Origin of the sequence: Nocardia sp. NPDC050412, from assembly GCF_044458825.1 — a bacterium.
Classification (GTDB): Bacteria; Actinomycetota; Actinomycetes; order Mycobacteriales; family Mycobacteriaceae; genus Nocardia.
Genome location: NZ_JBITIJ010000024.1, coordinates 19,734 through 38,955, shown reverse-complemented (window position 1 = coordinate 38,955; position 19,222 = coordinate 19,734). Strand labels below are relative to the sequence as shown.

The following is a 19,222-nucleotide window of genomic DNA, read 5'->3' as shown; positions in this document are numbered from 1 at the left end:
GGTCAATATGTCTCCTTCCGCGTGGCATCCATGCGCAGCGCACGTCCGGCGAGCTTGCCGGTGGGCGCGCCGTTCTCGATGGCGAATTCGCCGTTGACCAGCACATGTTGAATACCGCGTGCCTGCTGCTTCGGGTCCTCGAAGGTCGCGGCATCGGCGATCGTCGATGGGTCGAACAACACGAGATCGGCTGCATACCCGGTGAATACGTGTCCGCGGTCGCTCAGCCGCAGCCGCTCGGCGGGCCGTCCGGTGAGGTGGTGCACGCACTCCTCGAGCCCGAGCACGCCGAGTTCGCGGACGTAATGGCCCAGATAGCGCGGGAAGGTGCCCCAGGCGCGCGGATGCGGCCGCGCGCCGACGAGCAGTGCGTCACTTCCACCCATATGCGCCGGATGCACCATGATCGCGCGCACGTTCTCCTCATGCCCGACGTGCTGCAGGATGGTGGTGGCCAATTGATCTCGGCGCAGCAGGTCGAAGAAAACCGCGACCGGTTCGCGACTGGTATCGGCCGCGATTTGCGCGACGGTCCTGCCGACGCACTCCGCCAACTCCGAATTCGCTACACCGCTGATCTGAATGGTCTCCCATTCGACCGTGACGCCGTGGCAGCCGTCGGAACCATTAACATTCACGTCCAACGCGATTCGCGCACGCATCGCGGGATCGTCGATGTGAGCCAATGCCGCATCCGGACCACCGGACATCGCCCAACTCGGCAGCAGCGCCGAAAGTGTGGTCGAGCCGGGCAGATACGGATACGTATCCAGGGTGATATCGCACCCCTCGGCCCTGGCCGCATCGATCAAAGCCAGGAATTCCGGCGCGCGCCCGCGGTTCACGCCGAAGTTCATGGTCGCGTGGGTGAGATGCAGTGCGCATCCGGTGCTGCGAGCCAGGCCGATCATCTCGGCGTACGCCGCCAACGCGCCCTTACCGTAGGAGCGCGTATGCGGCGCATAGAACCCGCCGTATTCGGCGACGATCTCGCACAGCGCCGCCAATTCACCTGTGTCCGCATACATTCCGGGCGTATAGGTGAGTCCGCTCGACATACCGACCGCACCCTCACGCAGCCCCTGTGCGAGCAAGTCCCGCATTCGCCGGATCTCCGCCACCGTCGCAGACCGCTGTTCGCTACCGACAACCAGCAGCCGCAGTGTGCCCTGCGGTACGAGATAGGCGGCGTTCGGCGTTATGCCCTGATCGAGCCGGTCCAGGTACTCCGCGACCGTGCGCCAAGAGAAGTCCAGATCGGTGGGATTACCATTCCATCCGGCGATCTGACGCCGCAGCACCGCCAGGGCGGCGGTATCGATCGGGGCATACGAAAGCCCGTCCTGTCCGATGACCTCGGTCGTGACGCCCTGGCTGATCTTCGGGAAATGCCCGGGCTGCGTGAGCAGATGCAGATCGGAGTGCGCGTGCATATCGATGAAGCCGGGAGCGAGCACCGAACCCGGTGCATCGATGAACCTGGCCGCCTCGGTGATCGTTCGCGGGTCCGCGATCGTGCTGATCCGTCCTCGGTCGATGCCGACATCCGCGCGGAAACGTGGCGCACCCGTGCCGTCTATGACGTCGATATCGCGAAACACTAAGTCCGTCATGGCCACTCGTCAGAAGAAGGTATGCAGGAGGTCCACGACGCGCGGACGTTCCGCATCGGCATCATCGACGACCGGGATCAGCCGCCACTTGTCGAATGCCGTGCACGGATGCGACAGGCCCAGCCGCACCACACTGCCGACCGGCAGGTCACCGGCCACACCGTCCGGCAGCCGCAGGAAGGTGTGCTGGTCATTGAGCGCACTGACATGCGCCGCCGGATTCAACGAACCTTCCGGTCCCGCAACGAATTGCGGGACCGGAAGCCCCTCATCGAATGGCAGATCGCGCTTGCCGGCATCCAGCAGCGCGAGTTCTGCCTCGGGTCGCGATACGGTCCGCGCCCACCCGTGCATCGCCGAGCGCAGCGGTCGTTCGCTGCGCGGCGGTGCCAGCGGCGAGATCCCCGCGTAGAAGCCGTCGTCGTGAATGATGTACGCACCGGAGCGCAATACCACTGTGGTCGGAACGCCTTGCTCATCGGCGAGTCCAGCCAGACATTCGACGACCAGATCGGGGAAGGCGCTGCCGCCCGCGGTGACGATCGCATCCTCCGGATAGCTTCCGCCCGCGGCGAGTTCGCGGTGTAGGCGGGCGATTTCGTCCAGGTAGCGGCGGACCGCGGCGATCGCGTCCGGGGTGCGATCGTGGGCGAGCGCACCTTCGTAGCCGCCGACACCGGCGAGGGTCAGCCGCTCGGCGCGGTCGACGGCCTCGGCAATCGCATGTGCCTGTTCGACGGTGCGCGCGCCCGTACGCCCGTGCGGCCCACCGAGTTCGACGATCACCCGAATGCGCGCATCGTCCGGCAGATGCTGCTCCATCAGCGCGACGGTCTCGACACTGTCGACCCAGCAGAAGAATTCGAACTCCGGATCCCGCGCCGATTCCGCGGCGACCCAGCGCAATCCGACCGGATCGACGAGCGAGTTGGCCAGCACGATCCGTCCGACACCGAACGACCGGGCCACCTGCACCTGCCACACGGTCGCGAATGTGATCCCCCAACTCCCGGCCGCCAATTGCTGCGCCCATAGCTGCGGGGCCATGGTGGTCTTCCCATGCGGCGCCAACCGCACACCCGCGGCGGCCGCCCAATCCGCCATCACCGTGACATTCGCCGCGACAGCTGCCCGGTCGACGGTCAATACCGGGGTTTCGAACTCGTCGAGGTGCGGCGCGGAGTCCAGGAAGTCGCGAACCGTGCGGCCCCACGCCGCGGGCGGCAGACCCTTGTGCTCGGGCCCGAGCATCCGATCCGCCAGTGCGGCAACGGCTTTCTCATCGATCGCCATGTCGCTCCTTCCCGCGGAATCGAGTCCGCCGAATCATACCGCCAGTACATTGCATAATTCGCAACGCTGGTTGCATATCGTGTTTTGCGTGGTTATTCTGCACTGGATGGCCGGTGGCCGCAAGGGCAGAAGGGAGATCGATGTGACGTGGCCTACTACGTCGCCCCGCCCACGGGCGGTGACCATCGGTGAGGGGCTCGCGGTGCTGGTGGCGCGTCCCGGCCCGCTGGAGGACTCGGAGAACTTCGAGCGAACCGCGGGCGGCGCCGAGGCGAACGTGGCCACCGTGCTCACACAGCTCGATGTGGATGCGGCTTGGATTTCCCGGGTCGGCGCTGACGGATTCGGCCGGTATCTGACCCGACATCTCGCGGCACGTGGCGTGGATGTGTCGGCGGTTGTCATCGATCCCGCACGCCCCACCGCCATCTATGTGAAAGAGCGCGGCAGCGGCTCGGGCAAGGCCACCGATCTGGCCGATGGGACCAGCCGCATGCAGTACTACCGCACTGGTTCCGCCGCCAGCGCACTGTCCACCGTCGACCTGACGGCGGCGGCAGGACTACTCGAGCGCTGCGACCTCGTGCACTTCACCGGAATAACCACCGCGCTCTCGGAATCCGCGACCCGCCTCACCGAAAGCCTTGTCGCACTGCCCCGCCGAGGCAGGCTCGTCAGCTTCGACCTGAATTACCGTCCGACCCTGTGGGCGGGGCGCGACGAGCAGGCCGCCGAGGTGCTGGCTCGTCATGTACGCGGCTGCGATGTGGTATTCCTCGGCGCCGACGAGGCGGATGCGGTCTTCGGCACCGACGATGCCGACCGATTGCGGGCACTGTTCCCGGAGCCGGAACATCTGGTGGTCAAGAACAATGAGCATTCGGTGACCGGATTCTCCGGAACCGAGCGCGTCGAAGCGCCCGCGTTGGAACTCGAGATCACCGAGCGAATCGGTGCCGGTGATGCCTTCGCGGGCGGATATCTGGCCGCCCTGCTGCACGGACGCCCGCTGGAGCAGCGGCTGCGCTTCGGGCATCTGTGTGCCGCCGCCGCGCTGACCGGCACAGGGGATGTCGCGGAACTGCCATCGCCCGGTGCGCTGGAAGCATTGGCGATGCTCGACCAGCCCGCTTGGGGGCGTGTGCATTACAGCAGAGATGTCGTAGCAGAGAATGTGGCGTCATGAGCGAGCGATCAATGGACGCAGCCGAGCATTTCTCGGTCATGCCGGAGCCGAGCGCCAGCGAGGCGCAGTCATGAGTCAGAGTTTGTTGCGTGCGTTGACCATTCTGCTCTCGCTCGGAGAGGACGCCCGCTCGCTCGATCAGCTGGCCGGTGAACTCGGCGTGCACAAGTCGACCGTGCTGCGGCTGCTGCAGACCATGGAGTCGCAGCGCTTCGTCACCCATGACACCCAACACCAATACGTTCTCGGCTCCCGGCTTTTCGAACTCGCCAACCGCGCCTTGGAACAGCGCGACGTCCGCACCCTCGCCCGCCCGCATCTGAGCGCGCTGAATTCCGCTACCGGCCAGACGATTCACCTGGCCACATATGAATCCGGCGATGCCATCTACATCGACAAATTCGACGCGATCCAGAGCGTGCGAATGTACTCCCGCATCGGCCGACCTGCGCCACTGCACTGCACGGCGGTCGGGAAGGTGCTCGTCGCCGCACAGCCGCGCACCGAATGGCTCGCGATCGCCGAGCGCCTCGACTACCGCACGTTCACCGATCGCACCATCCGCACTCCGGAGGGCTATCTGACGGAGCTGGAACTCGTTGCGGCACAGGGCTATGCGGAAGACCACGAAGAGCACGAGAGCTTCGTGAACTGCATCGGCGTTCCGGTGCGCAATGGCACCGGGACGGTGGTAGCCGCGGTCTCGATGTCGGTGCCGGACATGCTGCTCGACCACGATCAGGTTTTGGCGGAGCTGCCGCGGGTCCGCGCGGCGGCCGATGCCATCTCTGCCGAACTCGGCTGGACCCCCGGCCGCACCGCAACGAAAGGCCACTCATGAGTGAGAAGATCGCCGTCCACACCACCGATGCGCCCGCACCCGCACACACCTTCTCCCAGGGCGTGCGCAAGGGACCCTTCGTACAGGTCTCGGGTCAGGGCCCGGTGGACCCGACGACCAACGAGTACCTGTTCCCGGGTGACGTTGCCGCCCAGACCATTCGGACCCTGCAGAATGTCAAGGCGATCGTAGAAGCAAGCGGCGCCACCTTCAACGACGTGGTGATGCTGCGCGTCTACCTGACCAAGCGCGAGGACTTCCCCACCATGAACGAAGCCTACGGCGATTTCGTCACCACCAACACCACCAGCAACGCACTACCAACCCGCACAACAGTATTCACCGGCCTCCCCCGCGAGGAAATGCTGGTAGAGATCGACGCCCTAGCCATCCTCTAACCGCCGCCACCGTCTCGCCGCCCGACGGTCCCACGCACTGATTCGCGCGCCGCGCATGGTTTCGCCCCGCGATTTCGCGCGCGGCGTGACAAAAGGCGCGCGGGAGCTACCGAGGCAACCTAGCCGGAGTTGCGCAGCGCGGTGGCGAGTCCGTTCATGGTCAGCAGGATGCCGCGTTTGACGAGTTCGGTGTCGTCGCCCGCGCGCAGTCGGCGCAGCAGCTCGACCTGCATCTGGTTCAACGGCTCCAGATACGGGAAGCGGTTGTGGATCGACTCCGCCAGTGACGGGTTGTCGGCGAGCAGGTGATCATTGCCGGTGATCGCCGCGTGCATGCGGATGGTGCGGGCATGCTCGTCCCGGATCATGCCGAAAATGTGCTCGCGCAAGGCCACATCATCGACTAGTTCGGCGTACCTGGCCGCAATATCAAGATCGCTCTTGGCCATGACCTGGGCCAGATTCGATAGCACCGTCCGGAAGAACGGCCAGCGGCGATAGAGGTCGGACAGAATCGCCAAGCGGTCGGGATCGCCGCCGACCCAGTCCTCGAGCGCGGCACCGGTTCCGTACCAGCCCGGCAGCATGACGCGGGCCTGACTCCACGACATCACCCACGGGATGGCGCGCAGATCGCTCACCGAATTCGTCGGCTTGCGGGAGGCAGGACGACTGCCGATATTCAGATCGCCGACCTCGGCAACAGGCGTGGACTGCCGGAAATACTCTACGAATCCCGGTGTTTCGTGCACGAGCCGTGCATAGGACGCACGGGCGCGCGCCGCCAGATCGTCCATGAGTTCATACGACGGCTCGGCAGCGGGACCCAGCCCCTCCACATCGAGCAGCGTCGACTCCAGGGTGCCCGCGATCAGCGACTCCAGATTGCGGTGCGCCGCACCGGATTCCGCGTACTTGGCCGCGATCACCTCACCCTGCTCGGTCAACCGCAGCGAACCCTGCACGGCGCCGACGGGTTGGGCGAGAATCGCATCATAGCTGCGCCCACCACCGCGACCGACCGTGCCACCGCGACCGTGGAAGAGCCGCAGGCGAATTCCGGTCTTGCGCGCGACCTCGACCAGATCCAGCTCCGCACGGTAGAGCGCCCAGTTGGCGGCCAGATACCCACCGTCCTTATTGGAATCGGAGTATCCGAGCATCACTTCCTGCCGCATTCCCTTGGCGGCCACCAGCTCTCGATACACGGGGACATCCAGCACCGCGGCCAAGGTCGCCGCACCGGCACCCAGATCCTCGATGGTCTCGAACAGCGGCACGATATTCACCGGACAGCTCGGCGGCCCGTCCGGCTCACCGGGATCGAGCAGCCCGCCCTCCTTCAGCAGCAGCGCCGCTTCCAGCATGTCGCTGACCGAGGTGCACATGCTGATGATGTAGTTCGGTACCGCCTCGACGCCGAAGGTCTGCACGACGTCCCGTGCGGCACGGACGATGTCGATCTCCTTGGCGGCGAGTTCGCTGAGCCGCGCATGCGGACCGAGCAGCGGACGGCGGGTACGCAACTCGGCGGCGAGCAGCTCCACCCGCTCATGCTCGGCGAGACTCGTATAGTCCTGATGCACTCCCGCCCAGGCCAGCAGCTCGGTGACGACCTGTTCGTGCACCTCCGAGTTCTGCCGCATATCCAGGCCCTGCAGATGAAATCCGAATGTCTCGATGGCATATCGCAGCGCGGCCAAGCGTTCATCGGCGAGCAGACCGTCGCCGCTGGCCCGCATCGAGACGTCCACTGCGTCCAGATCGTCGAGTACCGCCTGTGGTGTCGGATAGGCCGGTGCACCCATATCCAGCCCGTCGGCGGGCAGTTCGCCGAGCGCGGCGACGGCCGATGCCGACAGGCGCGCCCGAATCCGATGCAGCGCGCGGCGATACGGCTCATCCGAGTGCGTCGCGGGATCGGAATAACCGGCCTCGGCCAGTGCGGCCACCTCTGGTGTCACCAACACCAGCCGCGCCGATTGCGACAGCGACTTCTCCAGCTCCACCAGCTCGTGCAGATACCGTCCGAATGCCACCGCCGATGCCTGTGCTGCCGCCTGACGCACGACATCCGCTGTCACATAAGGATTTCCGTCACGATCGCCGCCGATCCACGATCCGGGGCGCAGGATCGGGCGCGGCAGCAATTCCGCGCCCGGCCAGCGGGATCGCAGCGCCGCCCGAACTTCCGCGTTTATCGCCGGAATTACGTCGAAAAGCGTGATGTCGTAGTAGCGCAGACCGACCGAGATCTCGTCCTGAATCCGCAAGCGCTGCAATCGAATCAGCGCCGTGCGCCACAGCGATAGCACCTGGCGACGGATGCGCAGCTCCAGATCCGCGCGTGCCCGCTCGGTTTCGGTATAGCGCTGCCGCAATCGCATCAATTCGGTAATGCGGGTCTGCACATCGAAGACGGTGCGGCGCCGGGTTTCGGTCGGATGTGCGGTGATCACCGGCGATACCAACGCATCGGCGAGCAGATCGGCGACCTCGGTGCCGTCCAGCGCCGCCGCGTCGAGTTTGCGGTAGGTCGCCGCGAGCGAGGAATCCTGCGGTGGCTCCCCCGCCGCCTCATGCGCCGATCGCCGCCGGTCGCGCTGGATATCCTCGGCCAGATTCGCCAACAGCACGAAATAGGTGAACGCGCGGATCAGCGGCAACGCGACCGCGATATCGACGCCGTCGAGCATCTGCGCCACCGCGCTGCGCCCGACCTCCTCGCGCCGCACCCGGAATGCCTCGATCCGCACCCGCTCGATCAGGTCGAAGACTTCGGGGCCCTCGTGATCGCGGATGGTGTCGCCGAGCACGCCGCCGAGGAACCGGATATCGTCCCGCAGCGGCCGGGTCGCCTCCGGTGCGGTCGGCGTTTCCGACAGTCGCTCGCCGGCGTTCGGCACTGTCACGCCCGAGGGCGCGGTGTCGCTGATCCGCTCGATGCGCTCGCTCATGACTCGACACTACTGCGCCAAGATCAGGCCTTCGCGGTGACGCCGAGCACGCCGGTTCTCGCCGAGGCCGATCGACGTCGGCATCGGCGAGTTCGGGGAATCAGCCGAGCAGCTGGGAGAACCGCAGGTGGTTGCCCCACGGATCGCGGAAACCGCAGTCCCGAACGCCGTAGGGCTGGGTGATCGGCTCCTGATCCACATCGACACCGGCCTCGCGCAGCCGGGCAAAGGTGTCGTCGACGGCCTCGGTGGTGAAAATCAGGGTGCCCTGCGCACCGCTGGCCAACCGCGCCTTCGCGGCTTCGCGCGCGGACTCGTTCGGATTCATCTCCGGGTTCTCCAGAATGAATTCGATACCGGCCTGCGACGCCGGTCCGACGGTCAGCCAGCGACCGCCAGGAAACGGCATATCCTGGCGGACCTCGAAGCCGATGACATCGCGGTAGAACTCCAGCGCCTGGTCCTGGTCGCCGACCAGCACCGCGACGTGGGTCAGAGTGAAATCCTTGCCGTTGCTCATTGCTATCTCCCTTGGTTCGAGCGGTATAAAAGGGTGACGCCGAGCGTGTGCCGAATTCATCGGTGATCCCGAGAAGATTCTCGTCCGCTTCGGCCGCCATCACGCCGGTTCGTTGGATATCACCGCTGAGCCCTCGTGGTTGCACCGGATTCCGCAGTACCGAACCCGCCAAGCGAATTCTGCGTGAATGTGCTCGCCGCCGATCAGGAGCAAGTGTGCAGACAACTCGGCCGCAGCGGTTCGGCCAAGCGGCCTCGGCCTTGGTTGTCGGGGGCCAGTCCGAATCACGTTGTCGGGTCGAGCAGCGGCATGCCGAGCTAGGCGGCGTAGCCGAAGTCATCACCGACCGACCCGCCCGCAGGCACGCGACTATCACCCACAGGCGCGCCCACAACTCGCGCGGCACCCGCGCCGGATTGCCCGGCGCGAACACGTGTGTGGGCAGATCCCGGGTGACGACGCTGCCCGCCCCGACCACTGTGTCATTGCTGATTCCCAGCGCTACCTGCGCTGATCGGCCATCGGATGCACCGTGGTAAGCAGCCGAAACTCCGGCCCGATCGACACATCGTCGCAGATCACTATCGGCGCCCAGTCCAGCATGATCGCGACGTAGTTCAGGCGATACAAGTCCACACCCGACATCGGCTCCTTCATCACCCACCAGCGCCAGGCTACGGATTCAGCCGACCTCACGGACGTGCGGTCGCGATGCGGACAGGCGCTGCACGAGCACCTGTTCGAGCAGTGCGACGAGCACCTCCTTCACCGAAGCCCGTTCTCGCGCATCGCATTCCAGGATCGGGATGCACTCGTCGAGCTCCAGCGCCTCACGGACCTCGTCGAGTTCGAAGTGCTCGCCCTGTTCGAAACGGTTGACCACCACCACGAATGGCGTGTTGTGTTCTTCGAAGTAGTCGAGCACCGGGTAGCAGTCCTCGACCCGGCCGGTATCCACCACGATCACCGCGCCGAGCGCGCCGTCGACCAGGTCGTCCCACAGAAAGACGAAGCGATCCTGACCCGGAGTGCCGAAAAGGTAGAGCACCAGCGAGGTGTCGAGGGTGATGCGGCCGAAATCGAGAGCGACTGTGGTCTGGGTCTTGTCCGCGCGTCGCCCCGGATCGTCGACACCGATGGCGACCTCGGTCATCGCCGCCTCCGTCACCAGGGGTTCGATTTCGGAGATCGCGCTGATGAATGTTGTTTTGCCGACCCCGAATCCGCCGCTGATCACGATCTTTACCGAGGCGGGCATGGGCCGCTCGACCTGTGCTGTCCGATATTCAGAGTGCCCGTACAAGGTCCCTGATCCTCTCGATGGCTGCGGTGGAAAGTTCGGGGGCGTCCCGGACCGAAACATGCCCGGCGGCCGCGAGATCGCTGACGATCACCTTCGCGACGCCCACCGGAACGTGCAGCGCCGTCCCGATTTCGGCAATGGAATGCGGCTGCTGGCACAGCCGAACAACGGTGCGCTGTTCAAAGTGCAGCGGCGCGGACAGTGCGGCAGGCGTTGCCAGCACCAGTGTTTCGATGCGCAGCCCGTCGATCAACGGAGTGGTACGGCCCGCGGTAACGACAAAGGGGCGCACGAAACGGTCATCGGGGGCCTGCACATCCGGACTACTCTTCGTCGGCCGATTGGCGCCGTGCCAACCGAAGGATTGGTTCACCGGGATCATCCGCGGGTCCGGCAACCGCGGCCGGTATGGATCCCTCATCTGCGCAACGACTCTCGCAATTCCGAAATGAGCGCGGGGTCGAGCAGCGCACCGGCGCGTTCGGCCAGCACGGCCATCTCGTACCCGACCAGACCCACATCGCAACCGCCGTCGGCGATTACGCCGAGGCAACTGCCGTCACCGAGGGCCGAGACCAGCAGGAAACCGCGCTTCATCTCGATCATGATCAGCTTCAGACCGTCGAATGCGTAACTGCGCGAAGCACTTCGAGCCAAGCTGGACAGGCCGGAGACCATCGCGGCCAGTCGATCCGCGCCGATACGGTCCAGACCCTCGGACATGGCGATGAGCAGACCGTCGGAGGAGACGGCGACAGTATCGCGGACACCGTCGGTATTGCGGACGAAGTTGGCCAGCATCCAATTGAAGGTGTGCGGGTCCGCCGTCTGAATATGGGTAGTCACCGAAGCTCCTCTGCGGTCGTGGGTAAAGCCGAGGTTTGCGCCAAATCCGCGGCGCGCGGGATGTTTTCGGACGCCTCCGTTCGCGGCGAGGCGGGAGCGCCGCGCTCGTGTCCGGCACGGAACGAGGCGAGCATGCTGCGGATTTCGGCCGGTGAGCGTTCCACGACCGGAGCGCTGGGCGGGGCCGGAGTGAGAGCCGTTGGTGCGCTTCCATTGGCAGTTGAGCGTGCTCGCTTGTTGCGCTTGACCAATCCGTTCTTGGTTCGCTGCACAGCCGCGCCTGTAGCATCAGATTCCGTTGCCGCTGTTGCGGTTTCGGGTATCTGCCACAATAAATGGCTCGCTGACGAGTGGACGGCGGGTCGCGGCCGTTCGGTCGTAGGTACGGCATCGGTTTGGCGATCGGGCGTGGGTGCGGCGTGGGCAGAACGATCAGTCCCCGATCCGTTGACGGGCAAGCCTGTCTGGGAACCGTTGGCATCGTCGCTCCCAGTGCCATCCACCCTTGGCAGACCCGTCAGCGATCCGTTGCTCCCCGCCACTGCAGTGTCACCCGTCGGGATAACACCGGCCGCAGCCCAATCGCCGGTCCGGAGGCCAGCCGCCTGATCGCCCCTCGAAACGCCCCCAGAAGCCGCCTGATCGCCCCTCGAAACGCCCTCAGACGCCGCCTGATCGCCCCTCGAAACGCCCTCAGACGCCGCCTGATCGCCCCTCGAGATGCCCTCGGAGGCAGCCCGATCGCCCCTCGGTACAGCTCCCTCGACGTCGGCGTCGGTGAATCCGACACGGTCGCCGGAATCGCCCGGCGTGGAATGGAAGTGGGCGAACAGCGCGGGTGTCGATGTCGGCGACGCGAATCCCGGTCGGGAATGCGCGGGTCCACCGGACCTCGCTCGCCGAGGTTCGACGCCGTCGAGGTCGGACCCGCCGGTCATTTGCACATCATGCGTCGGCCCGCCAGGTAACGAGGCACCGTCAACCTGAGAACCGTTAGCCCTGGCACCGTCGATCCGAGCACCGTCACCCCCGGCACCGTCGACCTGAGAACCGTTACCCCTGGCACCGTCGAGCCAAGCACCGTCACCCCCGGCACCGTCGACCTGAGAACCGTTAGCCCCCGCACCATCGACCGATGCACCATTAACCCCGGCACGTTCGACCCGAGCACCGTCACCCTCGGCACCGTCGACCCGAGCACCGTCACGCCCGGCACCGTCGACCCGAGCCTTGTCACTCCCAGCACCGTCGACCCGAGCCTTGTCACTCCCAGCACCGTCGACCCGAGCCTTGTCACTCCCAGCACCGTCGACCCGAGAACCGTTAGCCCCCGCACCATCGACCCATGCACCATTAACCCCGGCACGGTCGACCCATGCACTATCGACCCAGGCACTGTCGATCTGAGCACCGTTGACCGGAGCACCGTGCCTTGGCCTGCCGAGCGGCCTTATCGCCGAAATAGGTTCACCCGCAAGGGATCCCCCCGAGGCACCGACAAACTCCGCTGCCGACTCTGTATGCCTTTGCACACCCGGCACCCCACCGGCAGGCCCCGCAGCCGCCTCGCCCTGCTCCCCGCCCGCAGGTGCCCGTCGATCGTCCTCCCCTGCTCGGGAGACCAAGGAGGGACCGACAAACCCCGCCACCGCCGAACCGGTATGGCCGCGCGCTCCCGGCACCCCACCCGCAGGCCCGGCAGCCGCCTCGCCCCGCTCCCCGCCCGCAGGTGCCCGTCGATCGTCCACCCCCGCACGGGAGACCACCGAGGAACCGACAAACCCCGCCACCGCCGAACCGGTATGGCCGCGCGCTCCCGGCACCCCACCCGCAGGCCCCGCAGCCGCCTCGCCCCGCTGTCCAGCGGCTGGCGCACGCCGATCCTTTTCTCCCGCAATAATTCCCGCGGGCAACAGCAGGCGCGCGACGATTCCGCTCACCGGCGACACATTCAACTCGACATCGATCCCGAGCCGTCGCGCCAACCGACCGACCACGTAGTGCCCCAGATACCGCGTCGACGCGACAATGAAATCGGTCTCGCCGCGCAGCCGGGCATTCGCCTCCGCCAACTGATCCACCGGCATCCCGACACCGTGGTCCACCACGGCGAGCAGATATCCGGTCGGCAGCTTGCGTCCGTAGATCTCCACTTCCATATCCGGTGGGGAGAAGGCCAATCCGTTCTCGATCAGCTCGGCCAGCATGTGCGCGAGATCGCTGACCACCGCGCCGGTGATCGCGATATCGTCGACCCGCCGCAGCACCACCCGGCGATAGTCGTCGACCTCCGACAATCCGGCCCGGACCACATCGGTGAGCGCGATCGGTTCGGCCCAACGCCGCGGACTCGCCGAACCGACCAGCACCAGCAGACTTTCGGCATTGCGCCGCATGCGGGTGGCGAGGTGATCGAGCTCGAACAGATTGGACAGCGCCTTGGGATCGAGTTCCTCGCGTTCGAATTCACTGATCAGGCCGAGCTGGCGGCGAACCAGATTCTGGTTGCGCCGCGCCAGATTCGCCATCGATTCGGTGGTATTCCGGCGGACCAGCGCCTGCTGCGAAGCCAATTCGAAGGCGGTGGTCTGCACGCCGTCCAATGCCCCTGCCACGGCGGCGATTTCGGCACTCGCGCCGCGCGGTGTGCGCACCGGCGCCGGCGGATCCGGATGGGTGTCATCGGATGCCTGCCAGGCCGCGATCACCTCGGGCAGTCGGTGATTGGCGACATCATCGGCCGCTGCCGCCAGCTCGGCGAGCGGACGCACGATGGCGCGCACACTGGCGAAGACCAGCACCACCTCGGCGGCAATGGCGATCAGTGCCGCGAGCAGGAAGCCGCCGAGCGTCAGGAACGCATCCCTGCGCAGCGCCTGCGCGCGCCGCTGCACATCGTCACCGACCCCTTGCTGCACCGTGCGCTGCTCGTCGATGACCGCCGTCATCTGCGCCCACCAGGTGCTCGAATCCACCGAACGCACCAGCGGACCGGCGCTCGACGCGATCGCGATTCGCTCCGATTCGCCTGCCTTGACGGCATTTTCGCTACGTAGCGCCGTATCGAGTTGGGCCTGTTGTGCTGCGGTCGCGTCGCGCGCGAAGGCGGTCAGTCCGGCCATCTTGGCGGCGCGGATATCGAGGAACTCGACATACTCGCCATTGCGGAACTCATCGGCGGCGAAGACGCCATTGAGGAATCCGCGCTCCTTGGCCGTCTGCTCCTTGGCCTCCCCGAGCGCGTACAGAGCCTGTAGGCCGTGTCGAACCTCGGCGTCGCGCGCCTGATCGAGCCCGAGCGTCAGGCGATTCAGCGCGGAGATGCCGTCGGTATAGAACTGGAAGGCGGCCTGCCTGCTGGTGCGGCGGGCGTCGACCTGCGCACGGGTCGCATCGAGCGCGTCGAATTGTCCGAGTGCCGAACGCACCTGAGTCGCGCCGGGCGTATTCCCGGCGGCCGCCTCCTCGAGTGCGCGCATGGCCCGATCGGTGTCGGCCCGCTGATCGGCCACGGTCTGAACCAGGCGAATATCGCCGCCGAGCAGGCCATTGCTGAGTCCGCGTTCGCGCTGCGCCTGCTGCACCAGATCCTGTACGGCCAGCGCAAGCGAGACCGCGTGCACCGTGTCTCCGCTCTCGCGGAACGCCTTGACCTCCCGGGCGACCGTCACGCCGAGCAGCCCCAGCACCAAAACCAATGAGACGACGAGGATTCGGGCCAATTGCCCCCGAATCGTGCGCGGTCGCACTATTCTGTTCCCGGCAACCTTGCGTTCACTTCCGGGATCGGCAGTCATATCCGGTGTGCCACCGGATTTTTCCGACCTTTGACGTAAACGCACCACCCTGCTCCTCCGACGGCCAAGCCGTGATCGCTACACCCCGAGCGCACGGAAAGTCACGCAGCAGCCTGCTCCGGGGATATGGCAAGTGTCAACGCGAAAACCGGACAAACCGGACATCGGAAGCATTTGTATACACGCTGGTAATCCAGCGTTTCCGCGGTATCGATCCGCTCACAGCGGGCCGCTGGACGGTGTGACGTGACGCCCGTCGCAATCGGGTTCGCCGAGGTTTCGGTGTGCGTGATTCTGCACTGAATCCTCAGAGCACGCCTACCTTGCACCCACCAATGCCGGGGATACCGTTTGATATGGTCAAGATCTCCGGATAGTCGCAGGTCGAGAGGGTGGGGATGGCGCACCGATTGAAATTGATGCTGCTCGCGGCGGCCGCACTGCCGGGGCTGGTCGCGTGTGGGAGTTCGACGAGCGGTAATCCGAGCGCCAGCAGTGAGACGAGTGCGGCATCGGTCAAGCTGTTCGATCCGTGCACGCAGATCCCCGATGACACGGTGGTGGCGGCGGGGCTCAAGCCTGCGACCAAAGAGAGCGGCATCGCTGGGGTCCACCAGTCGGGGTGGGAAATCTGCGCCTGGAACGGACGAACGTACTCGCTCACTGTCTACTCAACGGGACGAACCGTCGACGAGTTCGAGCACAAAGCTGGAAACGTCGATTTCCAGGATGTTGTGATCGGTGGCCGTCAGGGTCGACAGTTCCGAGTCGACGGCGCTTCCAAGGATCTGGGCTGCGATGTGGTGTTCCCCGCGTCTCAGGGCGTCCTGCAACTGGGACTGCTGAACTATGCGGGCGTGGACAACCTCGACGACCCTTGCACACTTCTGACTCGCATCGGTGCGTCGATCGTTCCAGTTCTGCCGAAATGACAGGGGGTTCTCATGAGTCAGTCCGAATTAGCACAATGGCAGCGGTTCGCAGAACAAGCACGTAGCGGTGAGTTGTATCTGGACAGCGAAGAGGCAGCGCGGCAATGCCTCACGGCGTGCGATCAGCGAATGCAGGACCTCCAGGATATGGCACGGTACACTCGGCAGGCGCAAAACGTTTCCGGCTTCGGCGATTTCCACATGGCCGATGATCTGGTCAAGATGTTCAAAGGCCAAGCGACCGGCGAAGCCAACTCTATCGACGCCATCATTCGTGAACACATCGAAGTAGTCAAAGACATGGGCGAGATAATGGCCCTATCAATCAAACGTATTACCGGCCAAGACGTTACCAACTCCGCGTACTTCAACACCAACACCGAATCGATGGGCGGATAAGCCATGCCGCTCTTGTCGTCGATCAAATAGTCCCCTCCGAATGTTCCTGAGGCGTAATCACTTCCGCCCAGTACTCGTGCCGCACCGCATTCCACAAACGGGACAGGTTCGGGTATTTCTCACGCATATCGGCCAGGTCGGGCGCGGCCGCCTCCACATCGACGTTCAGCAATGGACGCGCGCTATCGATAAGGCTGCGCACGAGCATAATTCGGATACTCCAGTGGTCGATCTTCCAGATGGCCACCCACCCGTCGACCTCGGTGCGACACTCACGCATATTCGGCCCCGTAGAAAGTCAATTCCCATGGATGGCACTGCCATTCGAGTCGGTCAGCGGCAGCGCCAGCTCCGACAACCTGTCCAGCACCTCCCGCAGCGTTCGTATCGGCGGCCCGCCACACACCGGTGGTTGCGCATCCAGCGGTGGGAAGTGGATACCGCGCGCCGCGGCAGGCTCGCGCGGCGTCAGCGTCTGCGGCGCGAGATGCCCTGCGGCCACCAGCGTGTAGTACGCCGCGGCTTTCCAGACACACAGATCGACCCGGCAGGCCCGGTGTTGCCGCATCAGCTGATGCGACAGTCGCACATCGGCACGGCCGCAGACTCGCGGCGGAGTGAGTATCGCGTCGTCGTTCACGCCGCCCCCGTCTCGACCGACGCCGGACCTGCCACGCGTGCCCATGTCGTTGCGGGACAAACGGTTTCGAGGTCGAAGTCCTCACACACCCGCGCGGGCTGATTGTCCACCTGATCCAGGTCGTAGACCACGATCGCGGCCACATCCAAGCCCGCCGCGATGCCGAGTGCGTAGCCGATCGCATCGGCGGCGTCCCGCGGGGGCCGGATGGTGTACACGTAGTGATAGCCCAGCGCGCAGGCATGCCGCTGCACCGCGGCCGCGTGCCGCGGTGCTTGCAGTCCGGATACGTCGCCGCGCACAAACCCCGTGGCCTTCGGCCGCTCCCGCTCGCGATCAGCTCCCTTCGCCTCGCTTGCGGGCCGGATTGCGGTCGTCCTCGAATCAGGCGGCACCGTGTTGTGATCGATTGCTGTCAGGCCGGACACTGGATACCTCCGAAAGATATTGTGACGGTGGCGATTTTGGAACGTCAGATGGTCGGGCGCGGCATCACGAATTCGCCACCGCGAGGGGTGGTTGAGCAGAGGCGAATGGTTGGTCGACCCGACCGTCTGGCGCATAGTCAGTAAAACACCAAGCGGGTACGTTGGGAGCATTCCAATTCGATTCAGCCCGAATCGAATTCGCTCCAAACAGTCTGACTATTCCATCTAGCTTGACATGACCGTAAGTAACGCTAACGAAAGGGTGGGTGGCATTACTTTGTCGACCGAATCGAACATCACGACTCTGCCGCGCCGCGTGCTCGGACAACGCCTGCGCGAGCTGCGCGAGGAGCGCAAGATGAGCCGGGCGCGGGCCGCCCAGGCATGCGAAATGGGGTCACAAACGCTGTGGCGCTTGGAATCCGGACGCAACAGTGAAATCAAGAAGATGGTCATCAACGCGCTCTGCGACCTTTATCGAGCCAGTGATACCGATCGGCGCGTACTGTTGTGGCTGGCCCAGGAGTCCCGCAAGGACGGTTGGTGGCAGTCGTATACCGATGCAATAGCTCCGGATTTCGAGATGTTCTTCGGGCTCGAGCAATCCGCCAGCCGCGTTATCTCGTGGCAGTCGACATTGCTGCCGGGCTTGCTCCAAACGCCCGGCTACCGGAGGGCGATGTGGGAAATATCTACGGCGCAACCGGGTCGACCTCTTGATGCCGACCGCGAAGTTGATCTGATCGCGAAGCGTCAGGAGCGGATTCACGATTCGGAGAATTTCACGCTTGAAGTGCTGCTGAGCGAGTCCGTATTGCGGCACCGCGTCGGGAGCGACGAAGTCATGGCGGACCAGCTGAAACGACTCATCGAGGTCGGCAATCGCCCGAACGTGTCGATTCGGATCGTCCCGTTCAATGCACCGAATCATTTGGGACTGACAACCAAAGACTTCGTCTACATCGAGTTCCCAGCTCATCCGAACCCGGCGCTGAAGGAGCCACCGGTGGTCTACGTGGAGGGCTTCACAGGTGCCCTGTACTTGGACAAGGGCGACGAAGTTGAGCAGTATCTTGCAGCGTATGCCGACATCCACCGAGTAGCGTTGAGCGAGCACGACACTCGAAGCCACATAATGGCGGTTGCAAAGGAGTACGGAGCGTGAACACCGACCTGTCCGGCGCGAAGTGGTTCAAGAGCAGCCGCAGCGCCAGTGGTAAGGACTGCATCGAGGTCGCGCACCTCGGCGGGGGCAAGGTCGGGGTGCGTGATTCGAAGAACCCGACCGGCCAAGCACTCGTCTTCTCGCCGAGCGCGTGGGATGCCTTCACCGCTAGCGTCCAGAACGGGGAGTTCAACCGGCCCGCATAGTGACTGGCCTCTGTCAGAGTAGACGGGATGAACATCGACTTGCCGGAGGCTAAGTGGTTCAAGAGTAGCCACAGCACGGGCAACGACACATGTATGGAGATCGCGCACCTCGGCGAGGGCAGGGGCGGAGTACGCGACCCGAAGAACCCGACCGGACCGGCACTCGTCTCACCCCTTCTGAGTGGGACTCCTTCACTGCTGGCGTCCAAGGCGGCGAGTTCAATCGGCCTGCGTAGCGACGAGCCTCGAAGCAAGAAGCGTGAACATCAACTTGTCCGGGGCCAAATGGTTCTAGAGCAGCCGCAGCGCCAGTGGTAAGGACTGCATCGAGGTCCCGCAACTCGGCGAGGGCAGGGGCGGAGTACGCGACTCGAAGAACCCGACCGGCCCGGCGCTCATCTTCACTCCGACCGAGTGGGATGCCTTCACCGCTGGCGTCCAGAGCGGCGGCGAGTTCAACCAGCCCCCACTAGCGGCCCCCTCTGAAATACGGTTCAGCAGCCCCGGTCCGACACAACGAACCGGGCTGCACCGTTCGCGAGCGTAAGGACAACGGACGAATCGGGTTGCAGTACAAGCCATTGCGCTTCCAACCCACCGATTCCACAGTCCACGACCCGACTGCCTCACCAACGGTGGGAATCCGATGACGCCGGTTACATGACGTTTCATGACATCGTCGACGCGAAAATTCACGC

At 64.9% G+C, this 19,222-nt stretch carries 20 protein-coding genes and 1 pseudogene; 9 read left to right on the top strand and 12 right to left on the bottom strand.

Going from position 1 to position 19,222, the window contains the following annotated elements:
- Positions 1-2: 2 nt before the first annotated feature.
- Positions 3-1,613 carry an amidohydrolase family protein gene (locus ACIBI6_RS38650; protein ID WP_396959982.1) on the bottom strand — a complete coding sequence of 537 codons (1,611 nt, stop codon included), beginning with the start codon at positions 1,611-1,613 and terminating at the stop codon, positions 3-5.
- 9 nt (positions 1,614-1,622) lie between these two features.
- Entirely contained in the window at positions 1,623-2,906 is a 1,284-nt protein-coding gene (locus tag ACIBI6_RS38645) for an amino acid deaminase (RefSeq protein ID WP_396959980.1), read from the bottom strand.
- A gap of 88 nt (positions 2,907-2,994) precedes the next feature.
- Between ACIBI6_RS38645 and ACIBI6_RS38640 the strand changes: the two genes are divergently transcribed.
- The 3 genes from ACIBI6_RS38640 to ACIBI6_RS38630 all read left to right on the top strand — a co-directional run bounded on the left by ACIBI6_RS38640 (position 2,995) and on the right by ACIBI6_RS38630 (position 5,331).
- Entirely contained in the window at positions 2,995-4,092 is a 1,098-nt protein-coding gene (locus ACIBI6_RS38640) for a sugar kinase (RefSeq protein WP_364352254.1), read from the top strand.
- A gap of 70 nt (positions 4,093-4,162) precedes the next feature.
- On the top strand, positions 4,163-4,933 hold the full coding sequence (locus ACIBI6_RS38635) for an IclR family transcriptional regulator (RefSeq protein ID WP_396959977.1): 771 nt from the start codon (positions 4,163-4,165) through the stop codon (positions 4,931-4,933).
- Positions 4,930-5,331, top strand: a complete 402-nt coding sequence (locus ACIBI6_RS38630; RefSeq protein ID WP_396959975.1) for a RidA family protein — start codon at positions 4,930-4,932, stop codon at positions 5,329-5,331. Before ACIBI6_RS38635 ends, ACIBI6_RS38630 begins: the two co-directional genes overlap by 4 nt.
- A gap of 119 nt (positions 5,332-5,450) precedes the next feature.
- On the opposite strand, the gene ppc is transcribed toward ACIBI6_RS38630, so the two are convergent.
- The 7 genes from ppc to ACIBI6_RS38595 all read right to left on the bottom strand — a co-directional run bounded on the left by ppc (position 5,451) and on the right by ACIBI6_RS38595 (position 14,706).
- Positions 5,451-8,216 carry a phosphoenolpyruvate carboxylase gene (ppc, locus tag ACIBI6_RS38625; protein WP_396960055.1) on the bottom strand — a complete coding sequence of 922 codons (2,766 nt, stop codon included), beginning with the start codon at positions 8,214-8,216 and terminating at the stop codon, positions 5,451-5,453.
- A 172-nt stretch (positions 8,217-8,388) separates the two neighbouring features.
- Positions 8,389-8,808, bottom strand: a complete 420-nt coding sequence (locus ACIBI6_RS38620) for a VOC family protein (protein WP_396959973.1) — start codon at positions 8,806-8,808, stop codon at positions 8,389-8,391.
- A gap of 501 nt (positions 8,809-9,309) precedes the next feature.
- Positions 9,310-9,453: a hypothetical protein gene (locus ACIBI6_RS38615; protein WP_396959971.1), complete on the bottom strand. Its 144-nt coding sequence runs from the start codon at positions 9,451-9,453 to the stop codon at positions 9,310-9,312.
- 37 nt (positions 9,454-9,490) lie between these two features.
- A complete protein-coding gene (locus ACIBI6_RS38610) occupies positions 9,491-10,045 on the bottom strand; it encodes a GTP-binding protein (protein ID WP_396960053.1) in 555 nt (184 codons plus the stop codon).
- Between the two features lie 49 nt (positions 10,046-10,094).
- On the bottom strand, positions 10,095-10,493 hold the full coding sequence (locus ACIBI6_RS38605; RefSeq protein WP_396960051.1) for a DUF742 domain-containing protein: 399 nt from the start codon (positions 10,491-10,493) through the stop codon (positions 10,095-10,097).
- A 35-nt stretch (positions 10,494-10,528) separates the two neighbouring features.
- Positions 10,529-10,912, bottom strand: coding sequence for a roadblock/LC7 domain-containing protein (locus ACIBI6_RS38600; protein WP_364352512.1), 384 nt, complete (start codon positions 10,910-10,912; stop codon positions 10,529-10,531).
- Positions 10,913-10,953: 41 nt separating this feature from the next.
- Positions 10,954-14,706 carry a nitrate- and nitrite sensing domain-containing protein gene (locus tag ACIBI6_RS38595; protein ID WP_396959969.1) on the bottom strand — a complete coding sequence of 1,251 codons (3,753 nt, stop codon included), beginning with the start codon at positions 14,704-14,706 and terminating at the stop codon, positions 10,954-10,956.
- Positions 14,707-15,173: 467 nt separating this feature from the next.
- Between ACIBI6_RS38595 and ACIBI6_RS38590 the strand changes: the two genes are divergently transcribed.
- Both ACIBI6_RS38590 and ACIBI6_RS38585 read left to right on the top strand, forming a co-directional pair.
- Complete coding sequence (locus ACIBI6_RS38590) at positions 15,174-15,686, top strand: DUF3558 domain-containing protein (RefSeq protein WP_396960049.1); 513 nt, start codon at positions 15,174-15,176, stop codon at positions 15,684-15,686.
- Between the two features lie 12 nt (positions 15,687-15,698).
- The gene (locus ACIBI6_RS38585; RefSeq protein ID WP_396959967.1) at positions 15,699-16,085 is read left to right on the top strand and encodes a hypothetical protein; all 387 of its coding nucleotides are present in this window, start codon (positions 15,699-15,701) and stop codon (positions 16,083-16,085) included.
- Positions 16,086-16,107: 22 nt separating this feature from the next.
- Here ACIBI6_RS38585 and ACIBI6_RS38580 read toward each other — a convergent pair whose 3' ends face one another.
- Genes ACIBI6_RS38580 through ACIBI6_RS38570 form a run of 3 tightly spaced genes read right to left on the bottom strand, consistent with a single transcriptional unit; the run spans position 16,108 to position 17,027 of the window.
- The gene (locus ACIBI6_RS38580) at positions 16,108-16,332 is read right to left on the bottom strand and encodes a hypothetical protein (protein WP_396959965.1); all 225 of its coding nucleotides are present in this window, start codon (positions 16,330-16,332) and stop codon (positions 16,108-16,110) included.
- Between the two features lie 51 nt (positions 16,333-16,383).
- A complete protein-coding gene (locus ACIBI6_RS38575; protein ID WP_396959963.1) occupies positions 16,384-16,725 on the bottom strand; it encodes a hypothetical protein in 342 nt (113 codons plus the stop codon).
- Positions 16,722-17,027 carry a hypothetical protein gene (locus ACIBI6_RS38570; protein ID WP_396959961.1) on the bottom strand — a complete coding sequence of 102 codons (306 nt, stop codon included), beginning with the start codon at positions 17,025-17,027 and terminating at the stop codon, positions 16,722-16,724. The genes ACIBI6_RS38575 and ACIBI6_RS38570 overlap by 4 nt, the downstream gene beginning before the upstream one ends.
- 361 nt (positions 17,028-17,388) lie before the next feature.
- On the opposite strand from ACIBI6_RS38570, the gene ACIBI6_RS38565 reads away from it, so the two are divergent.
- The 4 genes and pseudogenes from ACIBI6_RS38565 to ACIBI6_RS38550 all read left to right on the top strand — a co-directional run.
- Complete coding sequence (locus tag ACIBI6_RS38565) at positions 17,389-18,318, top strand: helix-turn-helix domain-containing protein (RefSeq protein ID WP_396959959.1); 930 nt, start codon at positions 17,389-17,391, stop codon at positions 18,316-18,318.
- On the top strand, positions 18,315-18,524 hold the full coding sequence (locus ACIBI6_RS38560; protein WP_396959954.1) for a DUF397 domain-containing protein: 210 nt from the start codon (positions 18,315-18,317) through the stop codon (positions 18,522-18,524). Before ACIBI6_RS38565 ends, ACIBI6_RS38560 begins: the two co-directional genes overlap by 4 nt.
- 27 nt (positions 18,525-18,551) lie before the next feature.
- The gene (locus tag ACIBI6_RS38555; protein ID WP_396959952.1) at positions 18,552-18,842 is read left to right on the top strand and encodes a DUF397 domain-containing protein; all 291 of its coding nucleotides are present in this window, start codon (positions 18,552-18,554) and stop codon (positions 18,840-18,842) included.
- A pseudogene (locus ACIBI6_RS38550) lies at positions 18,832-19,071 on the top strand (DUF397 domain-containing protein); the annotation flags it as partial. The gene ACIBI6_RS38555 and the pseudogene ACIBI6_RS38550, both read left to right, overlap by 11 nt.
- Positions 19,072-19,222 lie beyond the last annotated feature (151 nt).

What these genes read in the sequence shown, in the direction of transcription:
- ACIBI6_RS38565 (WP_396959959.1), top strand. Translation starts at nt 17,389, where the DNA reads ATGACCGTAAGTAACGCTAACGAAAGGGTGGGTGGCATTACTTTGTCG.
- ACIBI6_RS38620 (WP_396959973.1), bottom strand. Translation starts at nt 8,808, where the DNA reads ATGAGCAACGGCAAGGATTTCACTCTGACCCACGTCGCGGTGCTGGTC.
- ACIBI6_RS38555 (WP_396959952.1), top strand. Translation starts at nt 18,552, where the DNA reads ATGAACATCGACTTGCCGGAGGCTAAGTGGTTCAAGAGTAGCCACAGC.
- ACIBI6_RS38600 (WP_364352512.1), bottom strand. Translation starts at nt 10,912, where the DNA reads ATGCTGGCCAACTTCGTCCGCAATACCGACGGTGTCCGCGATACTGTC.
- ACIBI6_RS38585 (WP_396959967.1), top strand. Translation starts at nt 15,699, where the DNA reads ATGAGTCAGTCCGAATTAGCACAATGGCAGCGGTTCGCAGAACAAGCA.
- ACIBI6_RS38590 (WP_396960049.1), top strand. Translation starts at nt 15,174, where the DNA reads ATGCTGCTCGCGGCGGCCGCACTGCCGGGGCTGGTCGCGTGTGGGAGT.
- ACIBI6_RS38605 (WP_396960051.1), bottom strand. Translation starts at nt 10,493, where the DNA reads ATGATCCCGGTGAACCAATCCTTCGGTTGGCACGGCGCCAATCGGCCG.
- ACIBI6_RS38650 (WP_396959982.1), bottom strand. Translation starts at nt 1,613, where the DNA reads ATGACGGACTTAGTGTTTCGCGATATCGACGTCATAGACGGCACGGGT.
- ACIBI6_RS38635 (WP_396959977.1), top strand. Translation starts at nt 4,163, where the DNA reads ATGAGTCAGAGTTTGTTGCGTGCGTTGACCATTCTGCTCTCGCTCGGA.
- ACIBI6_RS38630 (WP_396959975.1), top strand. Translation starts at nt 4,930, where the DNA reads ATGAGTGAGAAGATCGCCGTCCACACCACCGATGCGCCCGCACCCGCA.
- ACIBI6_RS38645 (WP_396959980.1), bottom strand. Translation starts at nt 2,906, where the DNA reads ATGGCGATCGATGAGAAAGCCGTTGCCGCACTGGCGGATCGGATGCTC.
- ACIBI6_RS38615 (WP_396959971.1), bottom strand. Translation starts at nt 9,453, where the DNA reads ATGTCGGGTGTGGACTTGTATCGCCTGAACTACGTCGCGATCATGCTG.